The sequence below is a fragment of the Mycobacterium heckeshornense genome, assembly GCF_016592155.1.
Classification (GTDB): Bacteria; Actinomycetota; Actinomycetes; order Mycobacteriales; family Mycobacteriaceae; genus Mycobacterium; species Mycobacterium heckeshornense.
This window is the reverse complement of record NZ_AP024237.1, coordinates 1,444,594-1,465,214: the sequence shown is the minus strand read 5'-3', so window position 1 is coordinate 1,465,214 and position 20,621 is coordinate 1,444,594. Positions and strand designations below refer to the sequence as shown.

20 protein-coding genes and 1 pseudogene are annotated in these 20,621 nt (G+C 67.0%); 9 read left to right on the top strand and 12 right to left on the bottom strand.

Annotated features, from left to right (window positions below; genetic code table 11):
* Positions 1-77: 77 nt before the first annotated feature.
* Complete coding sequence (sigE, locus tag MHEC_RS07095; protein WP_201399487.1) at positions 78-848, bottom strand: RNA polymerase sigma factor SigE; 771 nt, start codon at positions 846-848, stop codon at positions 78-80.
* Between the two features lie 199 nt (positions 849-1,047).
* Here sigE and MHEC_RS07090 point away from each other — a divergent pair, with 199 nt between their 5' ends.
* The 5 genes from MHEC_RS07090 to MHEC_RS07070 all read left to right on the top strand — a co-directional run bounded on the left by MHEC_RS07090 (position 1,048) and on the right by MHEC_RS07070 (position 5,697).
* On the top strand, positions 1,048-1,716 hold the full coding sequence (locus MHEC_RS07090) for an O-methyltransferase (protein WP_003922384.1): 669 nt from the start codon (positions 1,048-1,050) through the stop codon (positions 1,714-1,716).
* A gap of 77 nt (positions 1,717-1,793) precedes the next feature.
* Complete coding sequence (locus MHEC_RS07085) at positions 1,794-2,444, top strand: TetR/AcrR family transcriptional regulator (protein WP_201399480.1); 651 nt, start codon at positions 1,794-1,796, stop codon at positions 2,442-2,444.
* Complete coding sequence (locus MHEC_RS07080; protein WP_201399478.1) at positions 2,434-3,369, top strand: ABC transporter ATP-binding protein; 936 nt, start codon at positions 2,434-2,436, stop codon at positions 3,367-3,369. Before MHEC_RS07085 ends, MHEC_RS07080 begins: the two co-directional genes overlap by 11 nt.
* Positions 3,366-5,012: an ABC transporter permease gene (locus MHEC_RS07075; RefSeq protein WP_201399476.1), complete on the top strand. Its 1,647-nt coding sequence runs from the start codon at positions 3,366-3,368 to the stop codon at positions 5,010-5,012. The genes MHEC_RS07080 and MHEC_RS07075 overlap by 4 nt, the downstream gene beginning before the upstream one ends.
* Positions 5,013-5,022: 10 nt before the next feature.
* Entirely contained in the window at positions 5,023-5,697 is a 675-nt protein-coding gene (locus MHEC_RS07070) for a methyltransferase family protein (protein ID WP_003922388.1), read from the top strand.
* Positions 5,698-5,701: 4 nt separating this feature from the next.
* On the opposite strand, the gene glgC is transcribed toward MHEC_RS07070, so the two are convergent.
* Positions 5,702-6,916, bottom strand: a complete 1,215-nt coding sequence (glgC, locus tag MHEC_RS07065) for a glucose-1-phosphate adenylyltransferase (protein ID WP_003922389.1) — start codon at positions 6,914-6,916, stop codon at positions 5,702-5,704.
* Positions 6,917-7,094: 178 nt separating this feature from the next.
* Between glgC and glgA the strand changes: the two genes are divergently transcribed.
* Positions 7,095-8,258 (top strand): glycogen synthase, encoded by a 1,164-nt coding sequence (gene glgA / locus MHEC_RS07060; protein WP_003922390.1) that lies wholly within the window; start codon positions 7,095-7,097, stop codon positions 8,256-8,258.
* 43 nt (positions 8,259-8,301) lie between these two features.
* On the opposite strand, the gene MHEC_RS07055 is transcribed toward glgA, so the two are convergent.
* The 7 genes and pseudogenes from MHEC_RS07055 to MHEC_RS07025 all read right to left on the bottom strand — a co-directional run bounded on the left by MHEC_RS07055 (position 8,302) and on the right by MHEC_RS07025 (position 13,801).
* Positions 8,302-8,469 (bottom strand): DUF3117 domain-containing protein, encoded by a 168-nt coding sequence (locus MHEC_RS07055; protein WP_003406247.1) that lies wholly within the window; start codon positions 8,467-8,469, stop codon positions 8,302-8,304.
* 149 nt (positions 8,470-8,618) lie between these two features.
* A complete protein-coding gene (locus tag MHEC_RS07050) occupies positions 8,619-9,188 on the bottom strand; it encodes a DNA-3-methyladenine glycosylase I (RefSeq protein WP_201399474.1) in 570 nt (189 codons plus the stop codon).
* Positions 9,185-9,520, bottom strand: a complete 336-nt coding sequence (locus MHEC_RS07045; RefSeq protein WP_085197642.1) for a DivIVA domain-containing protein — start codon at positions 9,518-9,520, stop codon at positions 9,185-9,187. The genes MHEC_RS07050 and MHEC_RS07045 overlap by 4 nt, the downstream gene beginning before the upstream one ends.
* A 44-nt stretch (positions 9,521-9,564) precedes the next feature.
* The gene (locus tag MHEC_RS07040; protein ID WP_085197640.1) at positions 9,565-10,530 is read right to left on the bottom strand and encodes a glucosyl-3-phosphoglycerate synthase; all 966 of its coding nucleotides are present in this window, start codon (positions 10,528-10,530) and stop codon (positions 9,565-9,567) included.
* Positions 10,527-11,351 carry a dihydropteroate synthase gene (gene folP, locus MHEC_RS07035; RefSeq protein WP_236591525.1) on the bottom strand — a complete coding sequence of 275 codons (825 nt, stop codon included), beginning with the start codon at positions 11,349-11,351 and terminating at the stop codon, positions 10,527-10,529. The genes MHEC_RS07040 and folP overlap by 4 nt, the downstream gene beginning before the upstream one ends.
* Before the next feature lie 76 nt (positions 11,352-11,427).
* Positions 11,428-13,208: pseudogene (gene fadD6, locus MHEC_RS07030) on the bottom strand (long-chain-acyl-CoA synthetase FadD6).
* Between the two features lie 38 nt (positions 13,209-13,246).
* The gene (locus tag MHEC_RS07025) at positions 13,247-13,801 is read right to left on the bottom strand and encodes an LOG family protein (protein ID WP_085197634.1); all 555 of its coding nucleotides are present in this window, start codon (positions 13,799-13,801) and stop codon (positions 13,247-13,249) included.
* A gap of 85 nt (positions 13,802-13,886) precedes the next feature.
* On the opposite strand from MHEC_RS07025, the gene MHEC_RS07020 reads away from it, so the two are divergent.
* Positions 13,887-16,163 carry an ATP-binding protein gene (locus MHEC_RS07020; RefSeq protein WP_201399470.1) on the top strand — a complete coding sequence of 759 codons (2,277 nt, stop codon included), beginning with the start codon at positions 13,887-13,889 and terminating at the stop codon, positions 16,161-16,163.
* Here MHEC_RS07020 and dapE read toward each other — a convergent pair.
* Positions 16,148-17,212, bottom strand: a complete 1,065-nt coding sequence (gene dapE / locus MHEC_RS07015; RefSeq protein WP_085197719.1) for a succinyl-diaminopimelate desuccinylase — start codon at positions 17,210-17,212, stop codon at positions 16,148-16,150. The two genes, MHEC_RS07020 and dapE, sit on opposite strands and share 16 nt — an antisense overlap.
* A gap of 91 nt (positions 17,213-17,303) precedes the next feature.
* Here dapE and dapD point away from each other — a divergent pair, with 91 nt between their 5' ends.
* Positions 17,304-18,257 (top strand): 2,3,4,5-tetrahydropyridine-2,6-dicarboxylate N-succinyltransferase, encoded by a 954-nt coding sequence (gene dapD, locus MHEC_RS07010; RefSeq protein WP_099869253.1) that lies wholly within the window; start codon positions 17,304-17,306, stop codon positions 18,255-18,257.
* Between the two features lie 70 nt (positions 18,258-18,327).
* Here dapD and MHEC_RS07005 read toward each other — a convergent pair whose 3' ends face one another.
* On the bottom strand, positions 18,328-19,731 hold the full coding sequence (locus MHEC_RS07005; protein ID WP_048893100.1) for an acyl-CoA synthetase: 1,404 nt from the start codon (positions 19,729-19,731) through the stop codon (positions 18,328-18,330).
* Between the two features lie 116 nt (positions 19,732-19,847).
* Between MHEC_RS07005 and MHEC_RS07000 the strand changes: the two genes are divergently transcribed.
* A complete protein-coding gene (locus MHEC_RS07000) occupies positions 19,848-20,081 on the top strand; it encodes a metal-sensitive transcriptional regulator (protein WP_048893099.1) in 234 nt (77 codons plus the stop codon).
* Here MHEC_RS07000 and MHEC_RS06995 read toward each other — a convergent pair.
* Positions 20,078-20,617 carry a GNAT family N-acetyltransferase gene (locus MHEC_RS06995; protein ID WP_048893098.1) on the bottom strand — a complete coding sequence of 180 codons (540 nt, stop codon included), beginning with the start codon at positions 20,615-20,617 and terminating at the stop codon, positions 20,078-20,080. The genes MHEC_RS07000 and MHEC_RS06995 overlap by 4 nt on opposite strands.
* Positions 20,618-20,621: the final 4 nt, after the last annotated feature.

Here is a 20,621-nt window from a genome sequence, read left to right as displayed (position 1 = left end):
ACACGGCACTACTTTGAATGTAGCGCGCTGCCTCATGCCGGACATCCGTGAACAGCCGATGAACCGCCGGCGCGGCGCTATGCAGACTTTTCCGCGGCGTCCTGGGTTGCGCCTCGGTCATGCTCGGGGTGGGCCGCCAAATAGTCGCGCAGCGCCTGTCGGCCCCGGTGAATGCGGCTGCGCACGGTGCCCAGCTTCACCCCCAACGTGGCGCCGATCTCTTCGTAGGACAAACCCTCGATGTCGCACAACACCACCGCGGCGCGAAACTCCGGGGGCAGCGAATCCAGCGCGGCCTGCAGGTCGGGGGCCAACCGGGCGTCGTGGTAGATCTGCTCGGGGTTGGGCTCGGCGGCGGGCACCCGGTCGTAATCCTCGGGCAACGCTTCCATCCTGATGCGGCAGCGGCGGCGCACCATGTCCAGGAACAGGTTCGTGGTGATGCGGTGCAGCCAGCCTTCGAATGTGCCGGGCTGGTAGTTCTGCACCGAACGGAACACCCGGATGAAGGTCTCCTGGGTCAGGTCCTCGGCGTCGTGCTGGTTGCCCGAAAGCCGGTAGGCCAGCCGGTATACCCGGTCCGCGTGCTGGCGCACCAGCTCATCCCACGACGGCATCGTGGCCTTGTCCCCGGTCGCGTCGAAGACTGCGGTGCCGTAGGGCTCGTCAGAAAGTTCCACCCAGTCGGCGTCGCGATACCGCTCGGGGTGCGACATGCTCGCTGGGCCGATCAATGTGGTGATGATTAGTTCCTCCGGGTCGAGACCGCGATAAATCGTCGGCAGTTCGTCACCGCCCCCAACGCCGGGAATCTCAGGTGTATTCCCAGACCATTCCCCGCGTTCCATGCAGATACCGTCGCGTATCGGCGTGTGGCCGGCATATGAGCAGACTGAGCTTTCACTGAGAAACGGGACCGCACCCCTACTGTAGTGCGGCTATTCCCCGGTGTGTGACGTTGAACACTGGACGCGTCCGGGCGTGTCGACGCTATCGGGCCGGGCGCGCCTGTCAGGGTGCGACTTCGATTGCACCTACGCTGCGGGCATGGCCAGCACCAACCACACTTCGGGCCAGGCGGTCCCGGCGAGCCGGGCCGAATCCCTGTTGGCGCACGCCGAGGGCTCGATCTCTGAGGATGCGATCCTCGCTGCGGCCCGCGACCGCGCGGCGGAAATCGGGGCCGACGCCGTCACACCCGCGGTCGGCGCACTGCTGAGCGTGCTGGTCAAGCTCAGCGGCGGAAAGGCCGTCGTGGAAGTGGGCACCGGCGCGGGGGTCAGTGGGTTGTGGCTGTTGTCGGGTATGCGCGACGACGGTGTCTTGACCACGATCGATATCGAGCCGGAATACCAGCGGATCGCCAAACAAGCCTTCGCCGAGGCTGGCATCGCGCCGTCACGCACACGTCTGATAAGCGGGCGCGCGCAAGAGGTACTGACCCGGCTTGCCGACGAGTCCTACGACCTGGTATTCATCGACGCCGATCCCGTCGACCAGCCGGATTACGTCGTCGAGGGCGTGCGCCTGCTCCGCTCGGGCGGTGTCGCGGTCGTGCATCGGGCGGCGCTGGGCGGCCGGGCCAACGACCCTGCCGCACATGATGCGGAGGTGGCAGCGGTGCGCGAGGCGGCGAGGCTCATCGCCGAAGACGAACGCCTTACGCCCGCATTGGTACCGCTCGGGGACGGACTGCTGGCCGCGGTCCGCGACTGAGTTTTTACGAGTTTTTACGAATCGCTTACGGGCCGCCCCCTTGACCGCAGGCTGAACGTGCGTTTAGTCTATTGAACATGCGTTCAGCCGATCTGACCGCGGCCGCCCGGATTCGCGATGCGGCCATCGAGCAGTTCGGTGAGCATGGGTTCGACGTCGGACTGCGAAGGATCGCCGAAGCGGCAGGGGTGAGCGCCGCGCTGGTGATCCACCACTTCGGCTCCAAGGAAGGCCTGCGCAAAGCCTGCGACGACTACGTCGCCGAGCAGATCCGCAGCGAAAAGTCCGAGGCCGTGCGATCCAATGATCCGGCCACCTGGTTTGCGCAGATGGCCGAAATCGAATCGTACGCGCCGATGATGGCTTACCTGGTCCGCAGCATGATGTCCGGTGGCGAGTTAGCAAAAATGTTGTGGCACAGGATGATCGACAACACCGAGCAATATCTCGAAGAGGGTGTGCGGGCCGGCACCATCAAACCCAGCCGCGATCCAGCGGCCAGGGCCAAGTATCTGGCTATCACCAGTGGCGGCGGCTTTCTGTTGTATCTGCAGATGCACGAAACCCCTACGGATCTGCGGGCAGTGCTGCGCGATTACGCGCGTGACATGGTGCTGCCGGCCCTCGAGGTCTCTACCGAAGGCCTGATGGCGGACCGGACCATGTACGACGCATTTCTCGCCCAAGCAGAAGGCCGAGCCGATCAAGGAGAAGCCAATGTCAGTTGACGACCGTCAAGCTGCTATCGAAATTCACGGCCTAAGAAAAAGCTTCGGCGCAGTGCGGGCTCTGGATGGGTTAGAACTCACAGTGCGCGAGGGCGAGGTGCATGGCTTCCTCGGCCCCAACGGTGCGGGCAAGTCGACGACCATCCGCATTCTGCTCGGTGTCGTGAAAGCCGACGGAGGCACAGCCCGCCTGCTGGGCGGCGACCCATGGACCGACGCTGTGGAGCTACATCGCCAGATCGCCTATGTGCCAGGCGATGTGACTTTGTGGCCGAATCTCACCGGCGGGGAGACGATCGACTTGCTGGCCCGCATGCGCGGCGGCATCGATGAGAAGCGGCGTGCGGAATTGATCGAACGCTTCGACCTCGATCCACGCAAGAAGGCCCGCACGTATTCGAAGGGCAATCGCCAGAAGGTTTCGCTGATATCCGCGTTTTCCTCGCAGGCACGACTACTGCTGCTCGATGAGCCCAGCAGTGGCCTAGACCCGTTGATGGAGCATGTCTTTCAAGAGTGCGTGCGCGAAGCACGCGATCGCGGCGTGACCATACTGCTGTCCAGCCACATCCTGGCCGAAACCGAGGCGGTCTGCGATCGAGTGACCATCATCCGGGCCGGCAAGACCGTCGAGAGCGGTTCCCTGGACGACATGCGCCATCTCAGCCGAACCTCAATCAAGGCCGAAATGATCGGCGACCCAGGCGATCTCACACGAATCAAAGGTGTCGAAAACGTCAGCGTCGAAGGCAAAACCGTGCGTGCCCACGTCGACAGCGAAAGCCTCGGCGAGCTGATACGGGTTCTCGGCGACGCCGGTGTGCGCAGCCTGGTCAGTCAGCCGCCGACCCTGGAGGAACTCTTCCTGCGCCACTACGGCGTCGACGGCCAACGGGACCACAGCAGGCAGGAGGTATCGGCATGACGACAGCCACGCTGGACCGACCGCACCGACCTGCTCACCAGGCGTCGCCGGCGCGGAAATGGAACTTTTCCGGAACACTTGGGCTTCTCCGGCTGTATCTGCGCCGTGACCGCATCGTGCTGCCGCTGTGGGTGCTGCTGCTGTCGGTGCCGTTGGCGACTGTGTACGTCGGCAGCATCGAGAAGGTGTATCCGGACCAGGCCGCCCGGGCTGCGTTTGCGGCCTCGATCATGGCCAGCCCGGCCCAGCGGGCGCTCTACGGGCAAATCTATGCGGACAACCTCGGCGCCGTCGGCGTCTGGAAGGCCGGGATGTTCCATCTGCTGATCGCTATCGCGGTGATCCTCACGGTGATTCGCCATACCCGCGCCGACGAAGAGACCGGCCGGGCCGAGTTGCTCGACTCGACGTCGGTCGGCCGATACGCCAGTCTGACGGCTGCCTTGCTGTTGTCGTCCGGGGCCTCAATTGCCACCGGCGCGATCGGTGCCGCCGGCCTGCTGAGCACCAACGTGCCTTCCGGCGGATCGCTTGCCTTTGGCGCGGCGCTGGCCGCATCCGGTCTCGTGTTCACCGCCGTGGCAGCGGTGGCGGCACAACTGTCACCCAGCGCCCGCTTTACCCGCAGCGCGGCCTTCGCGGTGCTGGCGGTTGCGTTTTCGCTGCGCGCCATCGGTGACGCCGGCTCCGGTGCACTTTCGTGGCTGTCGCCGCTGGGCTGGTCGTTGCAGGTGCGCCCGTATGCCGGGGACCGCTGGTGGGTGCTCTCACTACACCTGCTGACGACCGTCGTGCTGATCGTCGTGGCCTACCTGCTGTTGGCGCGGCGCGACGTTGGCGCGGGATTGATCGCCGAACGTCCGGGACCCGGGAAGGCCGGCTGGTCGCTGCGCGGCGCGGCCGGCTTGGCGTGGCGGCTAGACCGTGGTGCGGTGCTGATCTGGACCGTCGGGCTGTGTCTTTACGGCTTGCTGATCGGCAGCATCGTGCACGGTGTCGGCGACGAGATCGGCAGCTCCGCTGCCCGCGACATCGTGGCGCGCATGGGCGGCACCGGTGCACTGGAGCAGGCTTTCATCACGGTGGCATTCACCATGCTGGGGATGGCAGCGGCCGCGTTCAGCATCTCACTCAGCTTGCGACTGCACCAAGAGGAGACCAGCCAGCGAGCCGAAACGATATTGGCTGGCGCTGTGGGTCGAATCCATTGGGCAGCAACTCATTTGACTATGGCAATCGCCGGGCCGGCGGTCGCCATGGTGCTTGCGGGGATAGCGGCTGGGCTCAGCTACGGCACAGCGGCCGGTGACGTAGGCGGCAAGCTGTCCACGGTCGTCGGCACTGCGGCCGTACAGCTGCCCGCCGTGTGGCTGCTCGCAGCGGTCACGGCTGCACTGTTCGGACTGATGCCGCGGCTTGCGTCAGTGGCGTGGGGTGTGCTCGTCGGGTTCGTCGCGCTGTACCTGCTTGGCTCGTTGTCGGGTTCTGCGCAATGGGTTTTGGATCTAGAGCCCTTCACTCACATACCGCGGGCGGGCGACGGCAACTTCACACCGGTTCCGCTGCTGTGGTTGCTGCTGACCGATGCGGCGCTGATCGCGTCGGGACTTGCGGCATTTCGACGTCGGGATCTGCGTTGTTGAGGAGAGCTGCATGAAAACCTTTGGTAAAGGCGCACTCTCGGCTGCCTTAGGCCTGCTCGTGTTCGGCGTGATGTTGTTCTTGCCGGCAGGTACCTTGCACTATTGGCAGGCCTGGGTATTTCTCGCCGTGTTCGCGCTTTCCACTTGGCTTCCCAGCATCTATCTGTTGCGGACGAACCCAGCCGCGCTGGAACGGCGGATGCGTGCCGGACCATTGGCGGAGACCAGAACGCTGCAGCGGATCGTTATCGCCGGGTTGTTCATCTGCTTTGCGGCCATGTTCGTGGTCAGCGCACTGGACCACCGCTTTGGCTGGTCGCCGGTGCCGGCGACAGTGTCGCTGGTCGGCGATGTACTGGTCGCGATCGGCCTCGGCGTCGCAATGCTGGTGATCATCCAAAACAGCTATGCAGCCGCCAACGTCACCGTGGAGGAAGACCAGCAACTCGTCACCACCGGCCTCTACGGGCTAGTGCGACACCCGATGTACACCGGCAACGTCATCTTGATGGTGGGCACCCCGCTTGCGCTCGGCTCGTACTGCGGACTCGTCTTCGTCGTACCCGGACTGGTCGCATTGGTGCTTCGCATCCGCGACGAAGAACAGTTGCTCGCGCAGCGACTCGGTGGATACCGCGAGTACCTGCAGCAGGTGCGCTACCACCTGGTGCCCTACCTATGGTGAGCCCCTAGATCCACACCCCTTTGCCGACCGCAACCACGCCGCCAGCGCTGACCGCGAAGCGTTCCCGGTCCTTTTCCAAGTCGACGCCGACCATCTCGCCGGGCCCGACGACCACATTCTTGTCCAGGATCGCGTGGCGCACCACGGCGCCGCGGCCCACCCGGGTGCCGGGCATGATCACACTGCCTTCGACGATCGCGCCGTCGTCCACAACCACGTTCGACGACAGCACCGAATTGCGCACCGACGCCGCGGAGATGATGCTGCCCGCACCGACCACCGACTCCTGCGCCGACCCGCCGTTGACGAACTTCGCCGGGGCCAGGTTTTCGGTCGCACCGCGGATCGGCCAGCGCTTGTTGTAGAGATTGAACACCGGATGCACCGACACCAGATCCATGTGCGCGTCGTAGAACGCGTCCAAAGTCCCGACGTCACGCCAGTAGCCCCGGTCTCGGTCGGTGGCGCCCGGCACCTCGTTGTCGGAGAAGTCGTAGACCGCGGCTAACCCGTCGGCCACCAGCCGGGGGATGATGTCACCGCCCATGTCGTGGTCGGAATTCTCGTCCTCGGCGTCGGCGCGGATCGCGTCGATGAGCACCTTGGTGGTGAAGATGTAGTTGCCCATCGACACGAACGTGGACTCCGGATCGTCGGGCGTGCCGGGCGGGTCGGCGGGCTTCTCCACAAAGCTGCGGATGCGACCGGAGTCGTCGGCGTCGAGGCACCCGAACGCCGTCGCCTCCGAGCGGGGCACCCGGATGCCAGCCACCGTCGCGCCCGCGCCGCTGTCGATGTGGAACCGCACCATCTGCTCGGGGTCCATCCGGTACACGTGATCGGCCCCGAAAACCACTATGTAGTCGGGGTCCTCGTCGTAGATGAGGTTCATCGACTGATAGATCGCGTCGGCGGAGCCGGTGTACCAGCGTGGGCCGAGTCGCTGCTGCGCAGGGACCGGAGTGATGTATTCACCGGCCAAGCCGGAGAGCCGCCAGTTCTGCGATATGTGGCGGTCGAGGGAGTGCGACTTGTATTGCGTGAGAACGCAGATCCGCAGGTATCGGGCGTTGACGAGATTGGACAATACGAAGTCGATCAACCGGTAGGCGCCGCCAAAGGGAACCGCGGGCTTGGCCCGGTCCGCGGTTAACGGATAAAGCCGCTTGCCCTCCCCCCCGGCCAGGACGATGCCCAGCACATGTGGCGCTTCCCTCATGGCTCAAACCTATCGGCCGCTGTGAGCCCCTGCCAGGGCATTGGCTCGATTCGCCCACGTTGACGGACTGCCCGTCAAGGAATTTGGCGCGGCTCGCCCTAAGTATTGCCGCCACATCGCAGGGGCAAACCAGTAGATCGGATGGCCCGACTCCTCACCGGGCCGCTAGCGTGCCGGTATGCGCGTGGCGATGATGACCCGGGAGTACCCGCCGGAGGTCTACGGCGGTGCCGGCGTGCACGTCACCGAGCTCGTCGCGCAGCTGCGCCGCCTGTGCGAGGTCGACGTGCACTGCATGGGCGCTCCTCGCCCGACGGCGTCCGCGCACCAGCCCGACCCGCGACTGCGTGGCGCCAACCCGGCGCTGGCGACGTTGTCCACCGACTTGGTGATGGCCCACGCCGCCGCGGGCGCAAATGTCGTTCACTCGCACACGTGGTACACCGGCCTGGCCGGTCATCTGGCCGCCTTGCTTTATGACATCCCGCATGTGGCGACCGCGCACTCGCTGGAGCCGTTGCGGCCGTGGAAGGCCGAACAGCTTGGCGGCGGCTACCGGGTGTCGTCGTGGGTGGAGGGCACCGCGCTGAACGCCGCCGACGCCGTCATCGCGGTCAGCTCCGACATGCGCGACGACGTGCTGCGCCTGTACCCGGCGCTGGATCCGAGCCGAGTGCATGTGGTGCGCAACGGAATTGACACCGACGTGTGGCATCCGGCCCATCCCCAAGGCGACGAATCCGTGCTAGCCCGGCTCGGCGTGGACCGCAGTCGGCCGATCGTGGCGTTCGTCGGGCGGATCACCCGGCAAAAAGGGGTCGCGCACCTGCTGGCCGCCGGGCACCGGTTCAGCCCCGACATCCAGCTGGTGCTCTGCGCCGGCGCCCCCGACACCGCGGAGATCGCCGCAGAGGTAGCCACCGCGGTAACCGCACTGGCCCGTGAGCGCACCGGTGTGTTCTGGGTCCGGGAGATGCTGCCCATCGGGCAGATACGTGAAATACTTTCTTCTGCAATGGTTTTCGTGTGTCCATCGGTCTACGAACCGCTGGGTATCGTCAACCTCGAGGCAATGGCCTGCGCGACCGCGGTGGTAGCCTCAGATGTCGGCGGGATACCGGAGGTGGTGGCCGACGGAATCACCGGGTCGCTGGTGAATTACGACCCCGCCGATCCGGCCGGTTATGAAGCGGGGCTGGCCGACGCGGTCAATGCCTTGGTCGCCGACCCAGAGAAAGCCGAGCGCTACGGCCGGGCCGGTCGTCAGCGGTGCATCGACGAATTCTCGTGGGCGCACATCGCTGAACAGACATTGGATATCTACCGGAAGGTGTGCGCATAGCAGCGACCGCTCGCCGGACCCACAATGGGTTGGGTGAGACGGGTTAGCTGGTAACGCCCTTCAGTTCGTCACCCAGTGCGGCGGCTTCGTCGGGCGTGAGCTCGACGACGAGTCGACCACCGCCCTCTAGCGGTACCCGCATCACGATGCCGCGCCCCTCCTTGGTCGCTTCCAGAGGACCGTCTCCGGTCCGGGGCTTCATCGCCGCCATCGAGTACTCCCTCCAGGTTCGAGCCGGCCCGACATCACGGACCTTGTCCAGGCCGGGACCCCCCATACCCGGCAATGAACTGCCAATTCACCCCCCTATTGTTCCCTATCGGGACCGACAGGGTGTACAAGACCCGGTTCTGGGAAATCCTACTGGGCCAACAGAGGCACCCAGCAGGTGCTGAGGTGGTCGTCGACCATCCCGCTCGCCTGCATCAGGGCATAGGCGGTGGTGGGCCCGACGAACCGAAACCCTCGCCGCTTGAGTTCGCGTGCCATGGCGGTGGATTCGGCGGTGGCCGAAGGGATTTCCGATGCGTCGGCGGGCCTTGGCCGCGGGGGCGGCGCGAACGACCACAGCAACTCGGCTAGGTCGTCGGAGGAGCCCAGGGCCGCTGCCGCCCGCGCGTTGGCGATGGTGGCTTCGATCTTGGCCCGGTTGCGCACGATGGTGTCGTCGGCCATCAACCGGGTCACGTCGGCGTCGGTGTAGCCGGCGACGGTTTCGATGTCGAAGCCTGCGAAGGCCCGCCGAAAGTGCTCCCGCTTGCGCAGGATGATCAGCCACGACAGTCCGCTCTGAAAGGCCTCCAGGCACATCCGCTCGAACAACGCAACCCCGTCGCGCACCGGACGGCCCCACTCACGGTCGTGGTAGTCGCGGTACAGCTCGGTGGTCGCCCACGGGCAGCGGATCAGTCCGCCGTCGGGCGCGGTCACCCCGGTTCCTTGTCGTCTGGGAGGTCTTCGCGGTCTTCGGCCCCGGCCGTGGAGGTAGCCGTCGCGAGCTGGCTGCGCAGCAGGTCGAGTTCCTGGCCGAGCCGATCCAGCACCCAGTCCACCTCACTGGTCTTGTACCCCCGCAGCACCTGGGTGAATTTCACCGCTTCGACGTCGGCGCCGGTGACACCGGAGGCGGGCAGCACGGTTGCCGTGGTGGCCCGCGGCAGCGGCGGCAGCTGTTCGCCGCGGCCGAACAGGAGGCTGGCCACGCCGAACAGGACAAGCGCCAGCAAAATCAGCACCACCAGATACAGCAACACCAACGCCACGCCAACGATCCTGCCTCATCCCGCGCCGCGCCGTCGCGGGCGTCTTAGCGTGGAAGCAGTGCACTCATCGGCGGCCGGTCCACCAACGACACGGGCCACGTGCGCGGGGTGTAACCATCGCCGTCGGCGAAGAACTGGGTCAACCCGACCCCAGAGTCGGGGATGCCGCAGCGCGACAACAGCGTGGCGATGACCTGACGGCTCATCGCACCCAGCTCGGCCAGCGGCCGGTTACGGTGCGCCCGCACACCGAGGTTGACCTGCGCGATTGCGTCGAGACCCAGCCGGTCGTAGGTGTCGACCAGCAGCCCGATCTCCACGCCGTAACCCGGCGCGAACGGCAGCGACATCAATAGCTCCCGGCTGGCCGCGTACTCACCGCCCAGCGGCTGCAACACATGCCCCAGCTCAGGTCGCAGCGCCGCCAGCAGCGGTCGCGCCACCAGTTCGGTCACCCGGCCTCCGCCGGTGGCGCCCGCGCTGCCGCTGACGTTCAACGGCCGTCGATAGAAGCTCTTGACCAAGTGGATGCCATCACCGGTAAGCAGCGGGGCGACCAGCCACGGCACGAACATCGGGTCGGGGTCGATCAGGTCGGAGTCGACGAAGACCACGACGTCGCCCGTGGTGGCCGCAAGCGAACGCCACAACACCTCGCCCTTGCCCGGCCGCGGCGGAACGTCCGGCAGGGCCTGCTCCCGGGTGACGACGCGGGCACCGGCGGCGATGGCGCGGATCTCGGTGTCGTCGGTGGAGCCGGAGTCCAGCACGATCAGCTCGTCGACCAGCCCACCGACCAGCGGCGAGATGCTGTCGATGACCGATCCGATGGTTTCTTCCTCGTTGAGAGCCGGCAGCACCACCGAGACCCTGCGACCGGCCTTGGCCGCCTCCAAGTCGGCGATTGTCCAGTCCGGGCGGTTCCAGCTGCGGTCGGGCAGCCAAGTGTCACCGGGGCGGGCAACCAGGACTCCGTCGCCGGCCAGATCGACCAGGTCTGATGCCGTCATGCCAGTCCTCTCACCGTGCGCGTCGGCGGACGGGTCCCGTGGATGGACGCGACCATCTCCAGTACTCGGCGCGTGGGAGCCACCTCGTGCACGCGGAACATCCGGGCACCGGCGGCGGCCGCAAGCGCAGTGGCTGCCAGTGTCCCCTCCAGCCGTTCGGTGAGGTCCACGCCAAGAGTCTCCCCGACGAAGTCCTTGTTGCTGAGCGCCATCAAGACGGGCCATCCGGTGTTTACCAGATCTTCCACGTGGCGCAACAACGCCAAACCGTGGAAGGTGTTCTTGCCGAAGTCATGGGTGGGGTCGATCAGTATGCGGTCGCGGGCAACCCCGGCCGCGACCGCGCGCTCTGCGGCGGCGGTCAGCTCACGGATCACGTCGTCGACCACACCGCGGGTGGTCGTCCCGTAGCTGACCCGGAACGGCCGGGTTCGCGGTGCCGCCCCCCCGGTGTGGGAGCACACCAGACCGGCACCGAATTCGCCAGCAACTGCCGGCATCTCGGGGTCGACGCCGCCCCACGTGTCGTTGATCAGGTCCGCGCCGGCGCGACAGGCCAGCCGGGCCACTTCCGAACGCCAGGTGTCGACGCTGATCAACTGGTCCGGGTACGCGGCACGCAACCATTCGATGAACGGCACCACGCGCGCAGCTTCGGTTCTGGCATCGACGTCGTCGCCGGGCCCGGCCTTGACGCCGCCGACATCGATGACGTCGGCGCCGTCGGCGATCGCGCGGTGGGCGGCAGCCTTGGCCGCATCGTCGCTGAACGTGGCGCCCCGGTCGTAAAACGAGTCCGGAGTGCGGTTGACGATCGCCATGATCAGCGGACGATCAGCGGCCACCGGACGGCCACACAGCGTCGAGTGCACGCGTCCTATCTTGCCCGTGTCCGGCTCAGGGCCGCGGTCGCTTACCGGCCGCGACCTCGTCGGGGTATTGGGGGTAAAACGGCACGTAGCCCTCGTCGCGGCCGGCCAACACATACAGCGGGTCCTCGATGCCGGGGCCATATGCCTGCTCGCGCAGGTCGACTTTGCGGCTTTTGAATGTCGTCGTGTGCTCCATCGACTCCACCACCCGCACGAAAAGCGGTAACGCGTACCCGGGCAGCCGGTCGTACACCGTTTCCGCGAGCGCCTTGCCGTCGAACTCGGCGTCGCCCCGCAGCTTGACTGCGGCCATCCCGGCCCGGCCCCCGGTGCGTGGTATTTCGACCCCATAGACCGCGCATTCCTCGACGGCTTTGTCGGACGCCAGCGCCGCCTCGACCTGTGTGGTGGCGACGTTTTCGCCCTTCCACCGGAAAGTGTCGCCGAGCCGGTCGACGAATGCGGCGTGTCCCATGCCCTGCGGCCTCATTACGTCGCCGGTGTTGAACCAGCAGTCACCTTCACGAAAAGCGTTGCGCACCAACTTTTTTTCACTGGCGGTCGGATCGGTGTAGCCGTCGTAGGGCTGAAGCCAGTTGACCGGGCTCAGCAGCAGGCCCGGCTGCCCCGGCCGTACCCGGCGCACCCGACCATTGTCGTCACGCAGCGGCGCGCCGGTGTCGGGATCGTATTCCACGTAGGCCAACGGCAACGGCGAGATGCCGGTCGTCTTGGGCACGTTGAAGATGTTGATGAATGCGGTGTTGCCCTCGCTGGCGGCGTAGAACTCACACACCCGGTCGATGCCGAACCGGGCGGTGAACTCGTCCCAGATCTCCGGGCGCAACCCGTTGCCGGCGATCAGCCGCACCCTGTGCGCGCGGTCGGTCGGCTTGGGCGGCTGGTTGAGCAAGTAGCGGCAGATCTCGCCGATGTAGATGAACGCGGTCGCGTCGTTGGCGATCACCTCGTCCCAAAACCGTGACGCCGAGAACGACCGGCCCAACGCCAGCGTGGCGCCGGAGGTGAGCACCGAGGCCAGCGCGACCGTCAGCGCGTTGTTGTGGTACAGCGGCAGGCAGCAGTACAGCGTGTCGCTGCTGTGCAGCCGCAGCCCCGCGCCGCCGAACGCGGCCAACGCCCGCAGCCACCGGAAGTGGGTCATCACGCTAGCTTTCGGGAAACCGGTCGTGCCCGACGTGAAGATGTAGAACGCGGTGTCTTTGGCCAACACCGCCGACGCCGAGGGGGGGATTGTTGGCGGGCGCGGTGGCCGCCAGTCGCTGCAATTCCTCGATGGTTACCGGGTCGGCGGGCGCCCCGGACTCGAGGACGGCGCTGACCAGGTCGGATTCCGCGACCAGCACTTTGGCGTCGAGCAGTCCCAGGCCGTGAGCGAGCACGTCGCCGCGCTGGTGGTAGTTGATCATGCCGGCAATCGCCCCGCATTTGACCACAGCCAGCATCATCAGCACCGCGTCGGGCGAGTTGCGCAGCATGATGCCGACCACGTCGCCGCGGCCGACTCCCCGTGCGGCCAGCACCGCGGCGTAGCGGTTGGCGGTCGCGTTGGCTTCGCGGTAGGTCAATCGCTGGTCACCAAACCGCAGGAAGACCCGGTCGCCGTAGCGAGCGGCCCGATCCTGGAACACCCTGCCGATCGACGCCTTGGAGTTGCGCTGGGGCAACAGCCCGGTCAGCGCCCCCCCGCGCCAGCACCGGCACGTCGGCCAACACGGCGGGTACCCGGGCGGCGACGTCGGCTAGCCCGACGCTGGTGCGGGTACCTGAGTCATGATCGGACACGGTGTCTCCCCTTTGCTGAACCGCAGTCGGCGGCCAGCCTAACCCCCACGGGGAGCGCACGCCGCCAGGGCCGCGTCCACGTCGTCGACCACCACCAACCGGTCCAAGGCCATCTGCGAGACGTATCCACTGTCGATCAGCCCGTATAGCCATGCCCGCAACCCGTCGTAGTGCCCGTCCGGGTCGAGCATCACCACCGGTTTGTCGTGCACGCCCAGATAGCCGCCGGTCCACGCCTCGAACAGCTCCTCGAGCGTGCCGATCCCGCCGGGCAGTGCGATAAACGCATCGGCGCGGTCTTCCATGACCTGTTTGCGCTCGCGCATGGTGTCGGTGACGATCAGCTCGTCGGCGTCGGTGTCGGCGACTTCGCGATGCACCAACATTTTCGGGATGACGCCGACCGTCCGGCCGCCGCGGGCACGCGCCGCTGTGGCCAGCGCGCCCATGGCCGAAACGTTGCCGCCGCCCCACACCAAGGTCCAGCCGCGATCGGCGATCGCCTCACCGAGCCGCGCAGCCAACGCCAGCAGGTCCGGATGGGTCGGCCCGGACGCGCAGTACACGCAGATCGCCCACTGCCTCGGCTTCATACACCGAAACGTAGACCAGCCTTGCCGCGGAGCGCATTTCGACCTATCGCCGTGCCGGTTCAGCTCCGCGCCATACAATCCGGCGATGCGCTGGGTAGCCGAGTTGGACGAAACCGCCGTCCAGCAGGTGACCAACGCCCTGGAAAGCCCGCACGTGTCCGGCGCCGTGCTGGTGGGTGCCGACGGTGTGGGCAAGACGTCGCTGGCGCGGGCCGCGGCTGGGAGGTTTGCCGCGCGGCGGCCGTCGACGATCGTGCGGTGGGTGGCGGGCACTTCGTCGGAGCGCATGGCGCCTTTCGGCGCGTTCCGCCATTTGGTGACCCTGGCCGATATCGGGCGGCCGGCGGCGCTGCTGCGCGCTGCCCGCGAATCTCTCACCAGCGCCGACGGCGACCTGCTGCTGGTGGTTGACGATGCCCACGACTTGGACAGCCTCTCGGCCACGCTGGTGTATCAGCTGGCTCTGACCGGTTCGGCGCGCCTTGTGGTCACCGTGCACTCGGAGGCCCCGATGCCCGACGTGGTTGCCGCGTTGTGGACCGATCAGCTGCTCAGCCGAATCGAAGTGCGGCCGCTGGATGCCGCGGGGACGGCGGCGGTGCTGGCGTCCGCGCTGGGGACGCCACCGCCCGGCGCGCTGGCCGACGAGATCTTCGCCCGCAGCCAGGGCAACCCGCTGTATCTGCGGCATCTGATCGAGGGCGACGGGCTGGTGCAGGCCGGCGACGGCTGGCGCTGCCGCGACGTGCAGCGGTTGCCGCTGTTTGCGCTGATCGACGGCTACCTTCGCGGGTTGCCGCAGCCGGTGCGCGGCGTGCTGGACTACCTGGCCGTCGCCGAACCCCTGCCCCGGACGGATTTGACCGCATTAGCCGGCGAACAGGCCGTCGAACAAGCCGCGGGCGTGGTCGTCTTCGACGACCAGGAGCAGGCGCGGGCGGCTCATCCGCTCTACGCCCAGCGGGCCCGGGCCGCGCTGGGGCCGGAGCGTGCCCGGTCGCTGCGGGCGGCGGTGGTTGCGCAGCTGTCAACGCACCCGTCCGACCACGTCGGCGACCAACTGCGCCTGGCCGCGCTAGCCGCCGACAGCGACACGCCCGCGCCGGTTGCGGCCACGGTGAGCGCGGCGCAGCAGGCGCTGCGGCTGGGCGACCTGGTGCTTGCCGAGCGGCTGTCGCGCGCAGCGCTGGACCGCTCAGAGGGGCTGGCGGCGCGGCTGGTGTTGGCATACGCGCTGGCCTGGCAGGGCCACGGCCGAGAGGCCGGAGCCGTGTTGGCCGCCGTGGACCCGGACACGTTGTCGGACACCGAGCTGATGGCCTGGGCGCTGCCGCGCGCGGCCAACCAGTTCTGGATGCTCGACGAGCCGGAGCGGGCAACCGCATTCCTGCAGACCATTCGCAACCGGGTGGCGGGACCGTCCGCGAAAGCCACGCTCGACGCGCTCGCGGCGACTTTCGCGATGAACTCAGGTACCCCGCTGCGCGCGTTGCGGATCGCCGGCGAGGTGCTGGCCTCTCCGCACGCCGACGAAGTGGGCGTGGGATGGGCGGCGTCGACCGCGGCGCTGTGTTCTGCCCGCACGGGCCGGTTCGGCGAGGTCGAGGCGCTGGCGGCCCGGGCGGTGGCCGGTGAACATCCGGGGTTGTTGAGGTTCACCAGTGGCTTTGCCCGGGTCACGGCGCTGGTGATGGCGGGACGGCTGGACGCAGCACGCTCGTTGGCGCAGCGGTACACCGATTTCGCCGAACTGCAGCAGCCGGGTCGGGCGATCGGCGAGGTGCTGGTCGCGTATGTGGCGATCGCCCAGGGTGATTTCGATACCGCGGTGGCGTTGCTGGGCCCGGCCAGCGATGCGCTGGCGCGCACGGGGTATTCGTGGGGCCCGCTGTCGCTGATGCTGCTCGCGCACGCGCTGGGTCAGCAGGGCAAGCAAGTGGAAGCGGCAAAGGTGTTGAGCCGAGCGGAGTCTCGGCACGGCCTGAAATCGGCGTTGTTCGCCCCGGAGCTGGCTTTGGCCAAAGCCTGGGCGAGGTCGGCTCGCGGCGACGAGATCGGCGCGATCGATGCCGCCCGAGAAGCGGTGCAGGCCGCCGAGCGCGGTGGCCAGTCGGCGATCGCGCTGCGTGCGCTGCAGGACGCGGCGCGACTCGGCGACATCCGTGCGGTGTATCGAGCCGAACGCCTCGCGGTCGAAGTGGACTGCGTGCTCGGGCGGCTGACGTTGGCTCATGCGCGCGCGCTAGCCGCCGGTGACGCCGACGCGCTGGCCGAGGTGGCAGCCGACCTCGCCGACGCGGGGTTGCATCCGGCCGCCGCCGACGCCGCAGCTCAGTCGCGGCGGGCTCAACTGGTCAGATAGCGGCGCAACATGTCAGCCGCGGCGGTGATTTGCCCGACCGACACCCGTTCGTCGCGTCGGTGAGCCAGGTTGGGGTCGCCCGGACCGTAGTTCACCGCGGGAATGCCGCGGGCAGCGAACCGCGCTACGTCGGTCCAGCCGTATTTCGCCCGGACCTGCCCGGCCGCCGCCTCGACCAGGGCCTTGGCCGCGGGCTTGGACAACCCGGGCAGCGCGCCCGCCGCGACGTCGGTCTGCTCGATGCGCACGTCGAGCCCGTCGAACACCTCGGCGACATGGCGTAGCGCCTCGGCCGGTGAGCGATCCGGCGCGAACCGGTAGTTGACCGTCACCGACGCGGCGTCGGGAATGACGTTGCCGGCGATGCCGCCGTCGATGCGCACTGCCGACAACCCCTCGCGGTAGGTGCAGCCATCGATCTCGACACTGCGCGCCTGATAGCCTGCAAGCCGCTCGAGCGCGGCGCCGAGTTTGTGAATTGCATTGTCGCCCAGCCATGATCGCGCCGAATGGGCCCGGGCTCCGGTCGCGTGGACGACGGCGCGCAGCGTGCCTTGGCAGCCCGCCTCGATGTAGCCGGCGGTGGGTTCGCCAAGAATGGCCACGTCGGCTTGCAGCCAGTCCGGCAATTCGCGCTCGATGCGGCCCAAACCGTTTGCTGTGGACTCGATTTCCTCGCAGTCGTAGAACACCAGGGTCAGGTCGTGTGAAGGTGCGGTGACCGTGGCGGCCACATGCAGGAACACCGCGTCACCGGATTTCATGTCCGCGCTGCCGCAGCCGTGCAGCAGGTCGCCGTCCCGACGGCTGGGCAGGTTGTCGGCCACCGGGACGGTGTCGAGATGGCCCGCGAGCAGCACCCGCGTCGGGCGACCGAGATGCGTGCGTGCCAGTACGGCGTTGCCGTTGCGGACGATCTCGAACCCTGTGGTCTGCGCCCGCAGCGCGGCCTCGACCTCGTCGGCGATGCGGCGCTCCGCCCGCGACTCGCTGGGAATGTCGACCAGCGCCGCGGTCAGCTCGACGGGGTCGCCATGTAGGTCCAGCACGCTGTCACCATAGCCGCCGGACAGAGGCAAAAGCGCGCCTGCGAGGCCAAATATGGGGGCGTTTACGTCTGCTCGGCGCGCAGAAAGTAGCGTGGAACGCGTGACTGGAGCTTCCGGTATCGGGCTGGCGACACTTGCCGCCGACGGATCGGTCCTCGACACCTGGTTTCCCGCACCGAAACTGATCGAATCGGGCAGGACCGGCACGATTCCGCTGTCGGCCACCGAGGTTCCCGACGAAATAGCGGCGCTGGTCGGCCGCGACGAGGACCGGGGCGTCGACATGGTTGCGGTGCGCACCGTGATCGGTTCGCTGGAGGACAAACCCGTCGACGCCCACGACGCCTACCTGCGGCTGCACCTGTTGTCGCACCGGCTGGTCGCGCCGCACGGGCTGAACACCGACGGCTTCTTCGCGATCTTGACCAATGTGGTGTGGACCAACCACGGACCATGTGCGATCGACGGTTTCGAGGCGGCGCGGGCACGGCTGCGCCGGCGCGGACCGGTCACGGTGTATGGCGTCGACAAGTTCCCGAGGATGGTCGACTACGTGGTGCCGAGCGGCGTGCGCATCGCCGACGCCGACCGGGTGCGGCTGGGTGCTTACCTGGCCGCGGGCACCACGGTCATGCACGAAGGGTTTGTCAACTACAACGCCGGCACACTGGGCACCTCGATGGTGGAGGGCCGCATCTCGGCTGGCGTCGTGGTCGGTGACGGCTCGGACATCGGCGGCGGCGCGTCGATCATGGGCACGCTGTCCGGCGGCGGCACCGAGGTCATCTCGATCGGCAAACGCTGCCTGCTGGGCGCCAACTCCGGTTTGGGCATTTCGCTGGGCGACGATTGTGTGATCGAGGCGGGCCTATATGTCACCGCAGGCACTAAGGTCGCCATGCCCGACGGCAGCACGGTCAAGGCCCGCGAACTCTCCCGCGGAAACAACATGCTGTTTCGCCGCAATTCGGTCACCGGCGCCGTCGAAGTGGTGGCGCGTGACGGTCAGGGCATCGCGCTCAACCAGGACCTGCACGCCAACTAATCTGCCGGTATGCCCTGTCAGCCGCGACACGCCGCGCGCGTGCGTATCCCGTCGCGCAGTCACCCGTTGATCAGGCCTGCTCCAGCAGCTCCTTCTTGAGCACCTTGCCCATCGCGTTACGTGGCAGGCGCTCCACCACCCGCACTTCCCGTGGCCGTTTGTGCACCGAAAGTTGTTGAGCCACATAATCGATCAACATCTGTGGTTGAGCTTCCCCGACGACGAACGCGACGATCCGCTGGCCCAAGTCGTCGTCGGGAACCCCCACCACGGCGGCTTCCGCGACACCGGGATGGCCGAGCAGTGCGGCCTCGACTTCTCCCGCGCCGACACGGTATCCACCCGACTTGATCAAGTCGACGGACTCGCGGCCCACGATGCGGTGCATACCGCCGCTATCGACGGCCGCCACGTCGCCGGTGCGATACCACCCGTCGCTGTCGAACACCTCGGCGGTGGCGTCCGGACGGTTCAGATACCCGTCGAACAGCGTCGCACCGCGAACCTGAAGTTTCGCAATGGTTTCCCCGTCATGGGGGGCGGGGTGACCGTCGTCGTCGACGAGTCGAGTCTGCACACCGGCCAGCGGCAGGCCCACCCATCCGGGACGGCGTTCGCCGTCGGCGCGGGTCGACAGTGTGATCAACGATTCGGTACTTCCGTACCGTTCGATAGGCCGGTGTCCGGTCAGCTGCGCCAGCTTCTCGAACACCGCCACGGGCAGCGGCGCGCTGCCCGACACCAGGAGCCGAGCGGACCGCAGCGCATCGGCCGCTGCGGGATCTGCGGCCACCCGCGACCACACCGTCGGCACACCGAAATACAACGTGCCAGCGGCTGCAGCGTACGCCGCAGGCGTGGGTTTTCCGGTGTGCACGAATCGGTTTCCGATCCTCAATGACCCAAGCAGGCCCAGCACCAGGCCGTGCACATGGAAAAGCGGCAATCCATGCACCAAAACGTCATCGGCGCTCCACTGCCAGGCCTGCGCCAGCGCGTCGAGGTCGGCGGCGATTGCCCGCCGGCTCAGCTGGACTCCTTTCGGCGGGCCGGTGGTGCCGGAGGTGTAGATGACCAGAGCGATCGCATCCGGCGATGGCTCCGGGTAGCGATGCCAGGAGCGGGCGTGGACGCGCACCGGGATGTGCGGCAAACCCTCCGGTTCGTCGGGCGGTGGTCCCAGCCAGGCCTGGGCGCCGGAGTCAGCGAGAATGTGACGACGCTCGGCCCGTCCGACATCGGCAGGCACCGGCACCACCGGAACACCGGCGATCAGGCAACCGGTGACGGCCAGCACGGTAGGCACACTCGGGGTGGCCAGCACCGCGACCCGATCAGCACCGCCGACGCGCTCGGCCACCGACGTGGCGGCACCGACCAGGTCGCTGCGGCTCAACGTGGCGTCTCCGATGCGCACGGCGTCACCGATATCCGCAGCGCTAGCGGCCGCAGGATTCAACGAGGTCAGCAGCACGCCAAGAGGCTACCGGGCACCAACGGCGGTTTCCGCCTACACAACCGGCCATTGTGGGCAATTCATAATGCGTGATTCACCTGGTTCGTCAGTACAGCTAAGCTGTTGCGGCGGTCTTGCGTCGGCTTCAGCGTGCCCAAGGGCAGCTCGCCGGAGTGATCTCGATGGTCGAGCAAGGTTGCGACTCCAAAGATGTGTTGACCCAGCTCGCCGCCGTTTCGCAGGCACTTGACCGGACTGGCGTTACGATCGCCGCAACAGGCCTTCGCGAATGCGCAGCAGGTCGGGACATGAAGAATCACCAACCGTTGAGCGAAGCCGAACTCGAAAAGCTCTTCTTGGCGGCCTAATCCGTTGAAGGCTCGTCGGCAAGCTCACGCAGCTTGGTCTCTATCCTCAACACTGCGCCGTCAGAGCGTACTGTACGACGCCAGCCGGCGTCGGACAACACCTTAAGCATCGCGGTGTTACTGGCGAGCACATCCGCCACGAACGTGTTTATTCCGTTGCCAAGAGCAACCTCGGCGAGGTGCTTCAGCAGCGCGGTTGCGACCCCGCGCAGATGATCTTTGTGCGCAACCGCCACTGCCACTTCGGCGACATCGGGCTGGTCGGTTACAACATAGTTAGCCACACCGATCAGCTGCCCGGAATCGAATGCGCCCAGGGCCCACTGGTCGCGGTTGCATCGAACAATTTTCTCCGCGAACGCTGTCAAATACGCCGGGTAAGTAACAAAGAAACGTAGATAGCGTTCACGGTCGGTAAGTTGCCTGTGCAGTTCGATAACAGCGGCGGTGTCGGACCTGCTGAGTCGGCGAATCCGGATCACCGATCCATCCAGCAGTCTGACGGTGTCCCCTCGGTCGAGGCAGCGCTGACTCATGAGG

What these genes read in the sequence shown, in the direction of transcription:
- sigE (WP_201399487.1), bottom strand. Translation starts at nt 848, where the DNA reads ATGGAACGCGGGGAATGGTCTGGGAATACACCTGAGATTCCCGGCGTT.
- MHEC_RS06995 (WP_048893098.1), bottom strand. Translation starts at nt 20,617, where the DNA reads ATGAGTCAGCGCTGCCTCGACCGAGGGGACACCGTCAGACTGCTGGAT.
- MHEC_RS07025 (WP_085197634.1), bottom strand. Translation starts at nt 13,801, where the DNA reads ATGAAGCCGAGGCAGTGGGCGATCTGCGTGTACTGCGCGTCCGGGCCG.
- MHEC_RS07075 (WP_201399476.1), top strand. Translation starts at nt 3,366, where the DNA reads ATGACGACAGCCACGCTGGACCGACCGCACCGACCTGCTCACCAGGCG.
- MHEC_RS07080 (WP_201399478.1), top strand. Translation starts at nt 2,434, where the DNA reads ATGTCAGTTGACGACCGTCAAGCTGCTATCGAAATTCACGGCCTAAGA.
- MHEC_RS07040 (WP_085197640.1), bottom strand. Translation starts at nt 10,530, where the DNA reads ATGACGGCATCAGACCTGGTCGATCTGGCCGGCGACGGAGTCCTGGTT.
- MHEC_RS07090 (WP_003922384.1), top strand. Translation starts at nt 1,048, where the DNA reads ATGGCCAGCACCAACCACACTTCGGGCCAGGCGGTCCCGGCGAGCCGG.
- MHEC_RS07070 (WP_003922388.1), top strand. Translation starts at nt 5,023, where the DNA reads ATGAAAACCTTTGGTAAAGGCGCACTCTCGGCTGCCTTAGGCCTGCTC.
- MHEC_RS07020 (WP_201399470.1), top strand. Translation starts at nt 13,887, where the DNA reads ATGCGCTGGGTAGCCGAGTTGGACGAAACCGCCGTCCAGCAGGTGACC.
- glgC (WP_003922389.1), bottom strand. Translation starts at nt 6,916, where the DNA reads ATGAGGGAAGCGCCACATGTGCTGGGCATCGTCCTGGCCGGGGGGGAG.
- folP (WP_236591525.1), bottom strand. Translation starts at nt 11,351, where the DNA reads ATGGCGATCGTCAACCGCACTCCGGACTCGTTTTACGACCGGGGCGCC.
- MHEC_RS07055 (WP_003406247.1), bottom strand. Translation starts at nt 8,469, where the DNA reads ATGGCGGCGATGAAGCCCCGGACCGGAGACGGTCCTCTGGAAGCGACC.
- MHEC_RS07085 (WP_201399480.1), top strand. Translation starts at nt 1,794, where the DNA reads ATGCGTTCAGCCGATCTGACCGCGGCCGCCCGGATTCGCGATGCGGCC.
- glgA (WP_003922390.1), top strand. Translation starts at nt 7,095, where the DNA reads ATGCGCGTGGCGATGATGACCCGGGAGTACCCGCCGGAGGTCTACGGC.